This is a genomic window from Longimycelium tulufanense (genome assembly GCF_014645795.1).
GTDB classification, from domain to species: domain Bacteria; phylum Actinomycetota; class Actinomycetes; order Mycobacteriales; family Pseudonocardiaceae; genus Longimycelium; species Longimycelium tulufanense.
In genome coordinates this window covers 1-14,049 of record NZ_BMMK01000001.1, presented here as the reverse complement: position 1 = coordinate 14,049, position 14,049 = coordinate 1, and the positions used below count along the sequence as shown (strand labels likewise).

Genomic DNA, 14,049 nt, shown 5'->3' with positions numbered 1-14,049 from the left:
CAGGACACCAGGTTGGTCATCAGCGGGCGCGGGGGACGTGCAGCGGGCCGGTGTTGAGCAGGGCCCGGAACTCGCGGGCCGGTACCGCGCGGGAGAACAGCCAGCCCTGGTAGGCGTCCACCCCCACGCCTCGCAACACGTGGAACTGGGTCGCGGTCTCCACGCCCTCGGCCACACACTGCCGGTCCATCGCCCGTGCCATGTCCACCACGGCCCGCGCCACCGCGAAGTCCGACGGGTCGTTACCCACCCCGGAAACGAACCGGCGATCCACCTTCACGATCTTGGCCGGTAGTTCCTTCAGGCGCGCCAACGAGGAGTAGCCGGTGCCGAAGTCGTCGACCGCGAACCGCACGCCGCGGTCCTCCAGCTCGGCCATCTGCGCCCTCGTCCGCGACGGCAGGTCCACCAGCGCGGTTTCCACCAACTCCAGCACCACGCGCTTGAACGAGATACCGGCCTCCACCACGGCCGCGGTCACCGCGTCAACGAAATCCGGGTCACCAGGAACCAGACCAGCCAGGTTCACCGCCACCCCGACCGGTTGACCTCCCTGCTGTGGCCACCTCGCGGCCTCCTGCAACGCGGTCCGCAGCACCCATCTGTCCAGTTCCCGCAACAGATCGCCCTGCTCCGCAACGGGCAGAAACACGTCAGGGCCAAGGAGCCCGCGATCCGGATGCGGCCAGCGCACCAACGCCTCGGCCGTCTGTACCACACCGTCCACCCCGACGACGGGCTGGAAGTGCAGCACCAGGCCATCTCTGGCCAACGCGTCGCGCAACTGGCCTTCCAGGTGCACCTGCCGGTCCGCGTTCGCCATCAGTGCCGCGCTGGCCAACGAGATTCGCCCCGGCCCGCGCCGCTTCGCCTCGAACATCGCCGCGTCCGCGAACCGCAGGAGGTCTGCACCGGTCGGCCGGGACCCGTTGGGCACCGCTGCGCCCACTGCCGCCGACACCCGCACCAACTGGCCGTGCACCGGGACAGCCGCGCGCAGCAAGCTCGCCACCTTCGTGGCGAGCGCCTCGACGCCACCGACCTTCGCCGCGTCCGAGCAGATCACCACGTACTCGTCGCCGGAAAGACGTGCCGCCGTACACCCTTCGGGAAGCCCGCTCTCCAGCCGGCGTGCCAACGCCACCAGCAACTCGTCGCCCGCATCGTGGCCGAGCGAGTCGTTGACCCGCTTGAAGTTGTCGATGTCGCAGAACAACACGGCGACCTTGTTCGCCTGGTCGCTCTGCAGGAGTTGGGAAAGCATCTCCTTGACCGCGGCCCGGTTCGGCAGCCCGGTCAGGTCGTCGTGCGTGGCCTTGTGCCGCAACGCCTCCGCCGCCCGGCGCCGCTCGGTGATGTCCTGGTGCACCACGAGCCAGAACCGCCGACCGTCATCCTGCACCGAGACCGCGATGTGCAGCTCGCAGTAGACGGGCTCACCATCGGCACGCGCCAACATCCGTTGCGGGATGCGGTAACTGCGGTCCTCACCTTCGGTGATCCGCATCGCCGAGCGCAACCGGTCAGCGCGGTCCTCCGGGTGTGTCAGTTGCTCGGCGGTCATACCTCGTAGCTGTTCGAGGTCGTAGCCCAGCAGGTCGCAGAGCGCGTCGTTGGCGTCCACCAGTCTTTCGTTGTCGTCGAAAAGGCCGATCCCCACCGGTGTGATCGACACCAGGTCGGTGAACCGTTGGCTGGACCGCTCCATCCTGGTTTCGGTGGCGCGTTGTTCCGTGACGTCTTGTGCCGTACCAACCAGGATGACCCGCCCGTCGGAGCCCGACACCGCCGCCCCATGACAGCGGAAGACGCACAACGCACCATCGGGGCGTACCAACCGGTGCTCACACACCACGGCCTGCTGGTCCCGGGCGAGCTGCTGCCACATCTCGTCCACCCAGTCCCGGTCTTCCGGATGCACCAGGCGCAAATACGACTGGTACGTGGTGTGCTCACCGCGGGGAACGCCATACAGCTCGTGGAGCATGTCCGACCACACCGTCTCTCCGGTGGCCGGATCCCATTCCCATGTCCCCAATCGGGCAACGCGTTGTGCGTCGTCCAAACGCCGACGTTCCTCCCGAAGCTGGCGCTCCAGGGCGCGCTGCTCGGTCACGTCCTGAACGGTGCCCTGCAGCCAGGCGATGTCGCCCTTCACCCCGGCCTCCGCGCGGGCGCGGGCGACATACCTGCGTTCGCACCATGCACCCCGCAGCTCGATTTCGACGGTGTGCCCGTGCGGGCCGGCGAGCAGCTCATCCCGTACCGCGGCCACCCGTTCGGCCTCGTCCGGATGCACCCCGAACAGGATGTCCTTTCCGGCCGCGTTGACGCCGACCTCGGCGAACAGCTCCAGCAACGCCTCACTGCGCCGCATCGTCCCGGTGCTGGTCTGGTAGGTCCAGCTCCCCATGCGCGCGATCCGTTGGGCCTCCAGCAAACGGGCCCGCTCGGCCGCCAGCTCGGTTTCGACCCGCCACTGGTCGGTCACGTCACGGATGTAGCCGGTGATCCGCACGACCTCGCCGCGTTCGTCGCGTTGTGACTTGGCTTCGCCCCGGATCCGCCGCACCTCACCGTCCGGGCGCAGCACGCGGTACTCCATCTCGATGGGCTCACCGGATGCCTTGTGTTCCGTCCAGTACGCGCGAACCCGCTCCCGGTCCCCGGGGTGGGTGATCGCCAGCACCGCCTCCGCGCCGGGCACCACCGAGCCCGGCGCCAGCCCGAGCAGTTCGTAGTGGTTGTTCGACCAGACCGTCTCCCCGGTCACCGGGTCGTACTCCCACGAGGCGATGCCCGCGACCCGCTGGACCTCGTTGAGCCGCCGCTGCTCGTCGCGCAGGGCGTCCGCCGCGGCGGCGAGGTCGGAGACGTCCACCAACAGGACGGCCTGTTGGCCGCCGTCCAACGGCCACCGCACCACCCGTACCGGCACCGCACTACCATCCTGGCGCAGCGCCCGTAGGTCCGGTTCCGCACCGACGATCAGGTCGTCGAGCTTCGCGCCGGTCAGGTCATCCGGCCGCGCGACGGCGAGCAGTGTCGCCGCCGCGTGGTTCGCCCCGAGCACCAGGCCGTCGCCGGCGCAGAGCAGCGCGGGCGCCGCCGGCAACATGGGTAGGCCGGGATCGGCCCGCTGCGACGGCCCGGACGTGACAGGTCGACCGTCACCCAGCGCGGCCTCCCCCATTCGCTCGCCCTGGTCGGCCACGTTCCACCCCGTTCGACTCGGCCGCCGTGGCGGCACGGGGGGCCTTCGACGGCGGCTGCCTGAGCAGTGCACCCGGTTCGGGCCGCGGCGGAACCCCCGGACCGGGATGCTCACCCGACCGAGCGGCAACTATCCGCCGTTTGGTGTAGATCCGGTCCGCCGCACCCGCCGAAGCAGGCGGGAGGACCGGACGTTCAGGCGACGTTCCCCACTCGGTGCGGTGACGATACTGGGTGGAATACCAACGATTCCAGGGGACTCAGGCTACTCCGTCCTCCTTGGCCGCCCGCGCCACCGCGGCGGCGACCTCCGGACCGACCCGCGGGTCGAGCGGGCTGGGCATGATCTTGTCGGCCGACAGCTCGTCCTCGGCGACCGCGGCAATCGCCGTAGCGGCCGCCAGCTTCATGTTCTCGCTGATCCGGCGCGCACCCGCGTCCAGCGCACCCCGGAACACCCCCGGGAAGGCCAGCACGTTGTTGATCTGGTTCGGGAAGTCGCTGCGCCCGGTCGCCACCACCGCGGCGTGCCGCGCCGCGACCTCCGGGTGGATCTCCGGGTCCGGGTTGGACAGGGCGAACACGATCGCGCCCGGTGCCATGGTGGCGATCAGCTCCTCCGGCACGGCGGAGGAGGAAACACCGATGAAGACGTCGGCGCCGGCCAGCGCCTCGGGCAGGTTGCCGGTCAGGCCGCGCGGGTTGGTGATCTCGGCCAGCTCCGCCTTCACCGGATGCAGCCCGTCGCGCCCGCCGTGGATGATGCCGCGGGAGTCGATCACGGTGATCTCGGTGGCGCCGGCGGCGCGCAGGATCTTCGCGCAGGCCACCCCGGCCGCGCCCGCGCCGGAGATGACGATCTTGATGTCCTTGAGCTCGCGGCCGACGACGGTGAGCGCGTTGCGCAACGCGGCCAGCACCACGATCGCGGTGCCGTGCTGGTCGTCGTGCATCACCGGACAGTCCAGCGCCTCGACCACCCGGGTCTCCAACTCGAAGCACCGCGGCGCGGCGATGTCCTCCAGGTTCACCGCACCGAAGCTCGGCCGCAGCCGCACCAGCGTCTCCACGATCTGGTCGACGTCGGTGGTGTCGAGCACCAGCGGGATCGAGTTCAGGCCGCCGAACTGCTTGAACAGCGCGGCCTTGCCCTCCATCACCGGCAGCGAGGCGCGGGGACCGATGTCGCCGAGGCCGAGCACCGCGGTGCCGTCGCTGACCACCGCCACCAGGCGATTCGTCCAGGTGTAGCGCTCGGCGAGCGCGGCGTCCTCGGCGATCGCCCGGCTCACCCGGGCCACGCCCGGGGTGTAGGCGATCGACAGCGCGCGCGGATCGGCCAGCGAGGCGGTCGCGGCGATCCCGAGCTTGCCGCCCTCGTGCGCGGCGAAGATCTCCTGGTCGGTCAGTTCGAGCGAGGTACTGGAGCTTTCGTTCACGGTGGTCACGGCGTCCCTCCTGCCGGTGCGGGGTGGACGGGACAGTCCCGTCCGGATGGTGCGCCCACATCTCCCGGCGTGGTGTGTGCCGGCGCAGCGGGGCGACGTTGACCGGTCGACGGACGGCTCGTGGTCTGGCGGGCGACCGCCGACGGACGCTGCGGTGTCGCACAGTGTTGCAGCCGATCACCGGAGTGTCTGCGGTGGGGATCACAGTTCCGCGGGGTTTTTTCCGCAGGTCAGCGGGGGTTTTTGCAAGACGTCCGTCCGGCTTGTTGCACTGGCCGGTCAGTTGTGCCTGGCGGGCGCGCTCGCAATCGGTCAAGCCGGTGCCCCGGGCGCCGTCTCGACGCCCGGTCGAGGTCTTCTCGCACGTCACGCCTAGGCTGGGCGTCCGTGGAGGTCCGCGCGCTGAGCATTTCCGGGGCGTACGAGTTCGCCCCGCCGACGTTTCCCGACGACCGTGGCGAGTTCACCGCGCCCTATCAGGGGCCGGTCTTCGTCGAGGCCGTCGGCCACCCGCTGCGGCTGGCGCAGAGCAACGTCTCGGTGTCGCGGCGCGGGGTCATTCGTGGTGTGCACTTCGCCGACGTCCCGCCTGGGCAGGCGAAGTACATCTACTGCCCGCGCGGCGCCCTGCTCGACGTGGTCGTCGACATCCGGGTGGGGTCGCCGACGTTCGGCCGATGGGAGTCAGTGCGGCTCGACTCACGGGAGTACCGCGCCATGTACCTGGCCGAGGGGCTGGGGCACGTCTTCATCGCGCTGGAGGACGACACCGTGGCGTCCTACCTGTGCTCGGAGGGCTACAACCCGGGTCGGGAGCACGGCATCAACCCGCTCGACCCGGAGCTGGGCCTGCCGTGGCCGCAGGACCTGGAGCCGGTGTTGTCGGACAAGGACCGCGACGCGCCCTCGTTGGCCGAGGCGGTGGAGTCTGGCCTGCTCCCGCGTTACGAGGACTGCCTGGCCTACTACGAGAAGCTGCGCGACGAGACCGCCTGACTTGTGCCGATGCCGCCCTGTTGGCCGGCGAGTCTGGTTTGTCCGGGTCGGACCTGAGCTCGCGACAGCGGGTTTCGCGGGTTATCGCGGGAGGTCACGAGGTTCGAGGTACCCGGCACGGGCAGCAGCGGGCAGGACGCCACGCGGCGAAAAACTGCGATGCGAGGCCGCCTGAGCCGCCTCCGGGCTTCGCCACCGGCACGGCGTGCCCAGGGCCAATGCCGCCCACGCAGCGACCAAACGGGTACGAGCATCCGTGTTTTCGCACGTCAGCGGCCCGCTAATTGATCTTGTTTCGACCCTGGGCCAGTGGCACTGATCCAGGGCTGGGCGAGGCCAGTGTCGCCACCACACCCGCCGCAACGCCGGCACATCACCCCAGCTCACCACTCGACACCCGGTATCCGGCCCGGGCGTGGCCACAGCCGCCAGCGCGCCACCCCGAGCACCCGCGCCGGCCCCAGATGCCGGGAATCGGTGGAGTCCAGACCGTTGTCGCCGAGCACGTACCAACCGTCCTCCTCGGGCCAGGCCGCGCGCTTGACGGACAGCTGGGCGGGGCGGGCCGGCCAGCACACCAGCACGACATCGCCCGGCCGGGGGGCCGCCCGGGAGCGCACCAGCACGATGTCCCCCTCGGCCAGGGCAGGCGTCATCGACCGGCCGCGAACGCGTACGCGCCGCACCGGCCACGGTCCCAGTCTCGGTGCCAACGATCACCTCCACCTGCCGCGCACATCATCCGGGAGTAGGGTTTCGCGCGTCGGAGCATTCACTGTCAGGGAGGAAAGATGCGACTGCTGTCGCGCATCCTCGGTCCGCGCCTGGAGGCCACCGCGCACTGCGACCTCCCCTGTGGCGTCTACGACCCGGCGCAAGCCCGGATCGAGGCCGAGTCCATCAAGGCCATCCAGGAGAAGTACCAGGCCAACCAGGACCCGGAGTTCCGCCAGCGGGCGATCATCATCAAGGAGCAGCGTGCCGAGCTGGTCAAGCACCACCTGTGGGTGCTGTGGACCGACTACTTCAAGCCGCCGCACTTCGAGAAGTACCCGCAGCTGCACGAGCTGTTCAACAACGCGACCAAGGCGGCGGGCGCAGCCGGTGTGAAGGGCTCCATGGACCCGGCCAAGGGCCAGGAGCTGCTGGACCTCATCGCCCAGATCGACAAGATCTTCTGGGAGACCAAGCAGGGCTGAGGCCAGGATCATCGGGGGCGCTGCTGACCCGTCGTCGCGGGTCGGCCTGCCCGATGGTGTGGTGACGTCCGGGGCCCAGGGGAGGCCCGGAAGCGGTCATCTCGCGGTGGTCGCGCGTCACCAGGTGATCTGAAACGGGTGGCCGGCGGTGCGTTTCTTGGGGCAAGACCCCATCGCGCACCGTCGGCCGCCTGTGTTCTCGAGCTCCTGTCCGGAATCCAGCTCAAATCTTCCCCGGAATCGGCTCGCGTCGGCGTTCTCGGGGCCAAGCGGGCGCGGTCGACCTAGGATCGCCGTGTGGGAAGGCAACCTGCCGTGTACGTCGTGCGGCACGGCGAGACGGAGTGGTCTGCCGCCGGCAAGCACACGAGCTACTCGGACATCCCCTTGACGCCCAACGGCGAGCAGGCCGCGCGGTTCGCCGGTGAGGTGCTCGCGCGGCTCCGTGGCACCGACGAGCCGCCTTCACTCGTGCTGTCCAGTCCCCGTCAGCGTGCCGTACGCACCGCGCAGCTCGCCGGTTTGCGGCCCGAGGTCACGGAACATCTCGCAGAGTGGAATTACGGCGAGTACGAGGGTGTGACCACCACCGAGATCCGGAGGACCGTGCCCGACTGGAACGTGTGGACGCACGGTTCCTTGGGTGGGGAGAGCGTGGCGGAGGTCGGTGCGCGTGCCGACGCGGTCCTGGCCAGGGCACGCGAGGCGCTGTCCGACGGTGACGTCGTCCTGGCTGGTCACGGGCACTTCGGGCGGGTGCTTGCCGCCCGCTGGGTCGACTTGCCCGTCGCGGCCGGTGCCCACCTCGGGCTGGCACCGGCAAGCTGGACCGTGCTCGGTTACGAGCGGGAGAACCCTCAGCTGATCCACGTGAACGTGCCACCATGGAGCCTCCGCTGACCGGGTTGTGTCAGGAGGTTCTCGTGCCGGACCCACAGATCCGCCGCGTGCGCGAGTCAGATGTGGACGCCGTCGTGGAGATGGTCCACGAGCTTGCCGAGTACGAGAAGGCGCCGCACGAGTGTCATCTGACGTCTGAGCAGCTTCGCACCGCGCTCTTCATCGAGTCCCCCGCTCTGTTCGGTCACGTGGCGGAGGTGGATGGTCGGCTCGTCGGCTTCGCATTGTGGTTCCTCAACTTCTCCACATGGCGCGGGACGCACGGCATCTACCTGGAAGACCTCTACGTCAAGTCGGAGATGCGGGGTTCCGGTCTGGGTAAGGCATTGCTCACCGAGCTGGCCGGGGAGTGCGTGCGCCGCGGTTTCAGCCGTCTGGAGTGGTGGGTCCTCAATTGGAACGCCCCGGCCATCAACTTTTACAAGTCGATCGGTGCTGTCCCGATGGATGAGTGGACTGTCTATCGGGTGACCGACGAAGCGCTTGATGCGCTGGGTACCGCCGGCCGCGTCTGACAAGCTGCTACGGTCGGAACGCGACCCTCGATGGCTTGCCAGTGCGCGTAGGGAACGCCCGAGCTCGAGCCAAGTGGTCGCTCGACCTCGACTGCCGTCGGCTCATGCCGAGGTGACAGGGCCACACTCAGTGGACCGGCCGCCCATCGCGGCGCATCTTCGTTCCGGTGACCTAGTCACCGCAGCGTTCCGAGGATACCTGCCACACCTTCTCGACGGCCCCGAGCAACCAGCTTCCGGGCGCCGAAGGATCTGCGCTGCAGTAAAGGTCGATCGCGCCCTGGACGAACTCGCCTCGCGTGACCCATCCGTCCTCATCGACGTCGAGGTGTTCGAAGCCTTCGGTCACGCCCTCATCGGGAACGAGGAAACCGTTCATCATCTTGCCGAATTCGTCACGGTTCAGCCTGCCATCACCGTCGATGTCGCACAGGTCGAAGACCGCCTCGGCGGTCGAGCGGACCGCGGCGGCAATTCCGTCCATATCCCTCGCCACCGCTGTCACGAACTCCTCGCGGCTGATTCGCTCGTCATCATTGCTGTCCAGCTGGCGCAGGCTACGCCATACCAGGCGAAGTCGCCCCTCGGCCAGCTGCGCCTCGAAGGATCCCTTACGCCCCATCGCACCAGCGATCCTCCGGGCGGCCAGCACGTAGTCGCCTTCCTCGATGTAGCCGTCGCCATCTGCGTCGAGCCGGTCGAACCGCAGGTTCAGCTTCTTCCGCTGGAAGCGGGTGAGCACGCCGTCCTCCTCACGCCCTCCGGTATGTGCGTGTCCACAGTGGCGGCATGATGTGCCCAACCCGACATGGTTTCCACTCAGCCACCCGAACGTGTTCCCTGATACTCACCCACCAGAGCAGCGTGTCGCGTGTCCCTCCACTGTGGATACCCATTTCGGCGGTGGTGGGTCGGGTGGACGAGATGTCGCCTCTCACTCCGGGACGGCGCCTTTCGAAGCGCTCCCGGTACCGGACCGGCTCCCACACTGATCACGAGCATCGCTGACATACAGCTCGACCGCGTGCCCGAACAGGACATACCCCGCTCGGCCCCTCTTATCCACATCCCCCAAAATTATCCACAGCCCGCGATCTTGTTCTTGCTTTACATTTCCGCAGCTCATAGGCTGGCCGTGGGCTGCGCAGGCCCAGGGAGGGCGGAGGCTGCCCAGTCACATTAGCTAGTCACACCAGGCAGGTCGGCTCATCAGCGACGCTCTGAGTCGCCCGTTCCGTCCGGATCGTAGGGTCCGATACCCATGGCCCACGCCCGGGCGTGCGTGGAAAACAACAGGACGAGAATCGCCAGGCAGAAGGCCGCCACCGCAATACCGGCGGCGTGCTGCCCCGAGTCGATGAACGCATACCACGCAACGCCGAGCAACATCAGCTGCACCAGCACCGCCGGTGTCCGTGCCCACCGCTTACCCATCAGCAGGCCGACACTCGCGGCGATCACGCCGGCGCTGAGCAACGCGAAGTAGCCGGCCGTGCCGAGAGCGTCATATGGCCCGTGCTGCTGCCCGGACTGCAGTGCCAAGGCCGCTGCATAACCGAGCCCGGCCACACCCTGGAGGCCGGTCATCGCGCCTGCGATGCGCACGCTGCGCGGGGCTGCGGCGGCGTCGGTGGGCACTCGCGGTCCTCCTGGCGGCAGGAAAGAGCGGGAACACCGCGGCCCGGACGGCCACGACAGCAGCGATGTTATGCCTGGCGAGCAAGTGGGCGTTGTCCCGACCCGGAGTGTGATCTGCCCCTCCTCGAGGCAACTCGGCGCCGGTGTTGGTACCGGGGGTTGCTTACGCTCGCCCGGTGCGCGCCCTCCTCGTGGTCAACCCGCAGGCCACCGCGACCACCCCGGCCGGTCGGGACGTGCTCGCCCACGCGCTGGCCAGCGCCGTGGAGCTGGACGTGCTGGAGACCAGCTACCGCGGGCACGCGGCTGACGCGGGGCGGGAGGCCGCGGGCGCCGGGATCGACCTGGTCGTGGCGCACGGGGGCGACGGGACGGTCAACGAGGTGGTCAACGGGCTGCTCGCGGAGGGGCCTCGCCCGGACCTGCCCATGCTGGGGGTCGTGCCCGGTGGCTCGGCCAACGTGTTCGCCGGGGCACTCGGCCTGCCCCGGGAGCCGGTCGAGGCCACCCACCGCCTGCTGCGGGCTGTCGAGGAGCGCTCGAGCCGCCGGGTTGGCCTGGGCAGGGTTGCCGATTCCGCCGGGGAACGCTGGTTCACCTTCAACGCCGGTCTCGGCTGGGACGCCGATGTCGTCGAACGGATGGAGCAGGCCCGCGCCAGGGGGCGCGAGGCCACCCCGTCGCGGTACGCCCGCATCGCCGCGTCCTGCTTTTTCCGGCTCGACCGCCGGAACCCGCGACTGACCGTGGAGCTGCCCGGGGGCGAGACGGTCGACGGCGTGCACCTGGCATTCGTCTCGAACACCGACCCCTGGAGCTACCTGGGCGGCCGGCCGCTGCGACTTAACCCGAGCTGCTCGTTCGACCGGGGTTTGGGGATCTTCGCCTTGCGCAACGTTCGGATGGCGACGGTGTTGCGTCATCTCGGACAGGTGATTCGGGGTGTTGAACCGCGCGGAAGCCACTTGCTGCGAAGCGACGACGTTGAGAAGATCCGGGTAACCTGCTCCGAGCCGGTGCGCCTCCAGGTGGACGGCGACCATCTGGGCGAGCGAACGGCAGTGGAGTTCACCGCGGTCCCCTCCGCGGTACAGGTTGCGGTGTGACTTTCGCGTAACCCGCCTGTCATCCGGTGGCGATCTTCGCTGGTGGCAGGTATCAACGCAGAGAAACCCGCCGGTCAAGGGAAACCGATCTTTCTGGTGAGATGGCTCACCAGATCGGGTCGGACCCCTTGACATCGCGCAAGTTCGTGAAAGCATTCACAAGCACGTGAACGCATTCACAAGCACCCCGGACCACTGACTACCGGCGCTTCACCGCGCCTAGCGAGGAGCAAGAGACAATGGACTGGCGCCACCGTGCGGCCTGCCGTGACGAGGACCCGGAGCTGTTCTTCCCGGTGGGGAACAGCGGTCCCGCGCTCCTGCAGATCGCCGAGGCGAAAGCCGTCTGCCGGCGCTGCCCCGTCATCTCCGAGTGCCTGACCTGGGCCCTGGAGAGTGGGCAGGACGCCGGTGTCTGGGGCGGCATGAGCGAGGACGAGCGGCGCGCCCTCAAGCGGCGCAACGCCCGCACCCGGGCCCGTACCGGCGCCTGAGCCCACGCACCACGCTAGATCGTTGGAAAGGGTCGGCCCGGCGGGGCCGACCCTTTCCAACGTTTACCTCACGTACCGCTCGACAGAGTGTGCGTCGGACGCGACGAAAGCGTGCGGCCCGCCCACCGATCTCGGGGCCACTGCCATGTGCGGGGCCTCCCGGGGTGATCCGGACAGCCGAAAGCCTTACCGACGTCGCTTCAACGGGACGCGCAACACCGCCTCGGTCCCGCTCGGCTGCTTCCGGCGGCGCAGGCTCAGCGAGCCCCGCAGCTCCGACTCCACCAGGGTGCGCACGATCTGCAGGCCCAGCCGCTCGGCGCGTTCCAGCGAGAAGCCGGCCGGGAGCCCGCGCCCATCGTCGGTGATGACAACGTCCAGCCACTTCGCCGAGCGCTCGGCGCGCACGACGACCTCGCCCCGCTGACCGGGGACGAACGCGTGTTCGAACGCGTTCTGCACCAGCTCGGTCAGCACCATCACCAGCGGCGTGGCCAGTTCGGCGGAGACGATCCCGAACCGGCCCTCCCGGCGCACCGCGACCTTGGTCTCGGCCGCGGCGACGTCGCTCATCATCGGGATGACGCGGTCCACCACATCGTCCAGATCGACCCGCTCGTCGACCGACATCGACAGCGTCTCGTGCACGAGCGCGATCGACGTGACCCGGCGCACCGACTCGTCCAGTGCCTGCCGTGCCTCGGGATTGTTGGTGCGGCGCGACTGCAGCCGGAGCAACGCTGCAACCGTCTGCAGGTTGTTCTTCACCCGGTGGTGGATTTCCCGGATCGTCGCATCCTTCGACAGCAGAGCGCGATCGCGTCGTTTCACCTCGGTGACATCGCGGCACAGCACCAGCGCGCCTGCCGCCTTTCCCTTGGGACGCAACGGCAATGCTCGGAACAGCACGGTGGCCCCGCGCGCCTCGGCCTCCATCCGCATCGAGGGCTGACCGTCCAAAGCGGACCGGATGCGTTGCGCGATCTCCGTCGCATCGAAGGGATCCGACACCAGGGAACGTGTCAGCGGCGCCAGGTGCGTGCCGACGAGATCCGCGGCGTGCCCCATCCTGTGGTACGCCGACAGCGCGTTGGGGCTGGCGAAGACAACGGCTCCTGCGGCGTCCAGCCGCACGAACCCGTCACCGACGCGCGGGCTGGTGTGGACACCCGGCGAGGGTTCGGCGGTCGGGAAGGTCCCGTCCGCGATCATCTGGCACAGATCCGCGGCACTGCCCAGGTAGGCGATCTCCAGCGGGCTCGGCACCCGCGGCACCGCGAGGTTGGTGTCCCGACTGAGCACCGCGATCACCTGGTTGCCCATCCGCACCGGGATGGTCTCCCGCCGTACCGGCACACCCAGGTGCCAGCGCGGGTCCTCCTCCCGGCAGATCCGCGACTCCACCACCGCCCGGCGCAGCTGCGGGTGCTCCTCGCCGGTGACCACGCTGCCCACCGCGTCCTCCGGGTGCGCGGTGGCGGTCGTGGTCGGCCTGGCCTGGGCGACGCACAGGAACCGCTCCGGCTCCCCCTCCTCCAGCGGAACCCACATCAGGAAGTCCGCGAAGGAGAGATCGGACAACAGCTGCCACTCCGCCACCACCAGTTGCAGGTGGTCGACGGCGGCACCGGGCATGCCGGTGTGCTCGGCCAGCAGGTCGGTCAGGGTGGACACGACCGCAACCTACGCCAGCCCGCGACCCGGGGTCACTCGACGACCGCGATGAGGTCGCCGCGCTGGACGACCTGTCCCGGTTGGACGGCCACCTTGGCAACCACGCCGCCTACCTCGGTGATGACCGGGATCTCCATCTTCATCGATTCCAGAAGCACCAACGTGTCGTCCCGGCGGACCTCGTCGCCCTCGGCGACGACGACCTGCAGCACGTTGGCCACCATCTCGGCGTGGATCTCCTCGGCCATCCCCCGATCCTTTCGACGCGCATCCGCCCGGTCCGGGCCGGCGCGGGTCACGCTTGATCGAGCCAGGACCTCGTGGCCATCCAACCACCGGGAGTGGCCACTCCGCCCTGCCGGAACCGCCAGGACAGCGCGTGCGACACTGTGGGAAGGCAACAACGTAGGCGCTCCGGCCGCTCGTGACCGGCCGGCGTCGAGGCCAGCATCACAGCGAACCGACCAGGGAGAGCCATGTCGAAGCGTGCGCGGAAGAAGCGTGACCGCAAGAAGCGCGGCGCCAACCACGGCAAGCGCCCCAACGCCTGACCGAGGCGCTGCTCACAGCGACGAAAGGCCCCGGAACCGCGAGCTGCGGTCCGGGGCCTTTCGCGTGGTTTCGCCACATCAGCGACGTCAACTGCCCGACGCCTGTTCCACATCGCGCTGCCGTACCAGCAGCTCGACGAGGGCCAGCGCAGGCGGGCGTAGGTCGTGTTGTGCGAAGGCTACAGGTGGCTACCGGTTCACACCGTGACCACGGTGACCACCGGCGACGACGGTCGGTGGCCGGTGTGGCTAGGTGTACTGCCCATAGAGGTTGGTGACGGGCACGACAGCCTGATGATGTTGGAATGAGGGAGG

Annotated in this window: 14 protein-coding genes; 7 read left to right on the top strand and 7 right to left on the bottom strand. The window is 69.0% G+C overall.

Annotated elements, in window-relative coordinates; genetic code table 11:
- Positions 1–19: 19 nt before the first annotated feature.
- Both IEY55_RS00065 and IEY55_RS00060 read right to left on the bottom strand, forming a co-directional pair.
- A complete protein-coding gene (locus IEY55_RS00065; protein ID WP_373289952.1) occupies positions 20–3,193 on the bottom strand; it encodes an EAL domain-containing protein in 3,174 nt (1,057 codons plus the stop codon).
- Positions 3,194–3,473: 280 nt separating this feature from the next.
- Complete coding sequence (locus IEY55_RS00060) at positions 3,474–4,661, bottom strand: NAD(P)-dependent malic enzyme (RefSeq protein WP_189052722.1); 1,188 nt, start codon at positions 4,659–4,661, stop codon at positions 3,474–3,476.
- Positions 4,662–5,048: 387 nt separating this feature from the next.
- On the opposite strand from IEY55_RS00060, the gene IEY55_RS00055 reads away from it, so the two are divergent.
- The gene (locus IEY55_RS00055) at positions 5,049–5,657 is read left to right on the top strand and encodes a dTDP-4-dehydrorhamnose 3,5-epimerase family protein (RefSeq protein WP_189052721.1); all 609 of its coding nucleotides are present in this window, start codon (positions 5,049–5,051) and stop codon (positions 5,655–5,657) included.
- 383 nt (positions 5,658–6,040) lie between these two features.
- On the opposite strand, the gene IEY55_RS00050 is transcribed toward IEY55_RS00055, so the two are convergent.
- Positions 6,041–6,343 carry a S24/S26 family peptidase gene (locus IEY55_RS00050; protein ID WP_308424703.1) on the bottom strand — a complete coding sequence of 101 codons (303 nt, stop codon included), beginning with the start codon at positions 6,341–6,343 and terminating at the stop codon, positions 6,041–6,043.
- A gap of 105 nt (positions 6,344–6,448) precedes the next feature.
- Between IEY55_RS00050 and sodN the strand changes: the two genes are divergently transcribed.
- The 3 genes from sodN (at position 6,449) to IEY55_RS00035 (ending at position 8,271) form a co-directional block, all read left to right on the top strand.
- Positions 6,449–6,856, top strand: coding sequence for a superoxide dismutase, Ni (gene sodN / locus IEY55_RS00045; protein ID WP_189052720.1), 408 nt, complete (start codon positions 6,449–6,451; stop codon positions 6,854–6,856).
- Between the two features lie 297 nt (positions 6,857–7,153).
- Positions 7,154–7,756 (top strand): histidine phosphatase family protein, encoded by a 603-nt coding sequence (locus tag IEY55_RS00040; RefSeq protein WP_229685780.1) that lies wholly within the window; start codon positions 7,154–7,156, stop codon positions 7,754–7,756.
- Positions 7,757–7,836: 80 nt separating this feature from the next.
- A complete protein-coding gene (locus tag IEY55_RS00035) occupies positions 7,837–8,271 on the top strand; it encodes a GNAT family N-acetyltransferase (RefSeq protein WP_373289951.1) in 435 nt (144 codons plus the stop codon).
- A gap of 172 nt (positions 8,272–8,443) precedes the next feature.
- Here the strand turns inward: IEY55_RS00035 and IEY55_RS00030 are convergent, their stop codons facing one another.
- Positions 8,444–9,013, bottom strand: coding sequence for an EF-hand domain-containing protein (locus tag IEY55_RS00030; protein WP_189052718.1), 570 nt, complete (start codon positions 9,011–9,013; stop codon positions 8,444–8,446).
- A 467-nt stretch (positions 9,014–9,480) separates the two neighbouring features.
- The gene (locus tag IEY55_RS00025) at positions 9,481–9,909 is read right to left on the bottom strand and encodes a hypothetical protein (protein ID WP_189052717.1); all 429 of its coding nucleotides are present in this window, start codon (positions 9,907–9,909) and stop codon (positions 9,481–9,483) included.
- A 176-nt stretch (positions 9,910–10,085) separates the two neighbouring features.
- On the opposite strand from IEY55_RS00025, the gene IEY55_RS00020 reads away from it, so the two are divergent.
- Both IEY55_RS00020 and IEY55_RS00015 read left to right on the top strand, forming a co-directional pair.
- Complete coding sequence (locus tag IEY55_RS00020) at positions 10,086–11,015, top strand: diacylglycerol/lipid kinase family protein (protein ID WP_189052716.1); 930 nt, start codon at positions 10,086–10,088, stop codon at positions 11,013–11,015.
- Between the two features lie 239 nt (positions 11,016–11,254).
- On the top strand, positions 11,255–11,509 hold the full coding sequence (locus tag IEY55_RS00015; RefSeq protein WP_189052715.1) for a WhiB family transcriptional regulator: 255 nt from the start codon (positions 11,255–11,257) through the stop codon (positions 11,507–11,509).
- A gap of 186 nt (positions 11,510–11,695) precedes the next feature.
- On the opposite strand, the gene IEY55_RS00010 is transcribed toward IEY55_RS00015, so the two are convergent.
- Together IEY55_RS00010 and IEY55_RS00005 are read right to left on the bottom strand one after the other, a co-directional pair.
- Positions 11,696–13,183 carry a PAS domain-containing sensor histidine kinase gene (locus tag IEY55_RS00010; RefSeq protein WP_189052714.1) on the bottom strand — a complete coding sequence of 496 codons (1,488 nt, stop codon included), beginning with the start codon at positions 13,181–13,183 and terminating at the stop codon, positions 11,696–11,698.
- Positions 13,184–13,215: 32 nt separating this feature from the next.
- Positions 13,216–13,431 carry a biotin/lipoyl-binding carrier protein gene (locus IEY55_RS00005; protein ID WP_189052713.1) on the bottom strand — a complete coding sequence of 72 codons (216 nt, stop codon included), beginning with the start codon at positions 13,429–13,431 and terminating at the stop codon, positions 13,216–13,218.
- A 228-nt stretch (positions 13,432–13,659) separates the two neighbouring features.
- On the opposite strand from IEY55_RS00005, the gene IEY55_RS32875 reads away from it, so the two are divergent.
- Complete coding sequence (locus IEY55_RS32875; protein ID WP_143174383.1) at positions 13,660–13,734, top strand: 50S ribosomal protein bL37; 75 nt, start codon at positions 13,660–13,662, stop codon at positions 13,732–13,734.
- Positions 13,735–14,049: the final 315 nt, after the last annotated feature.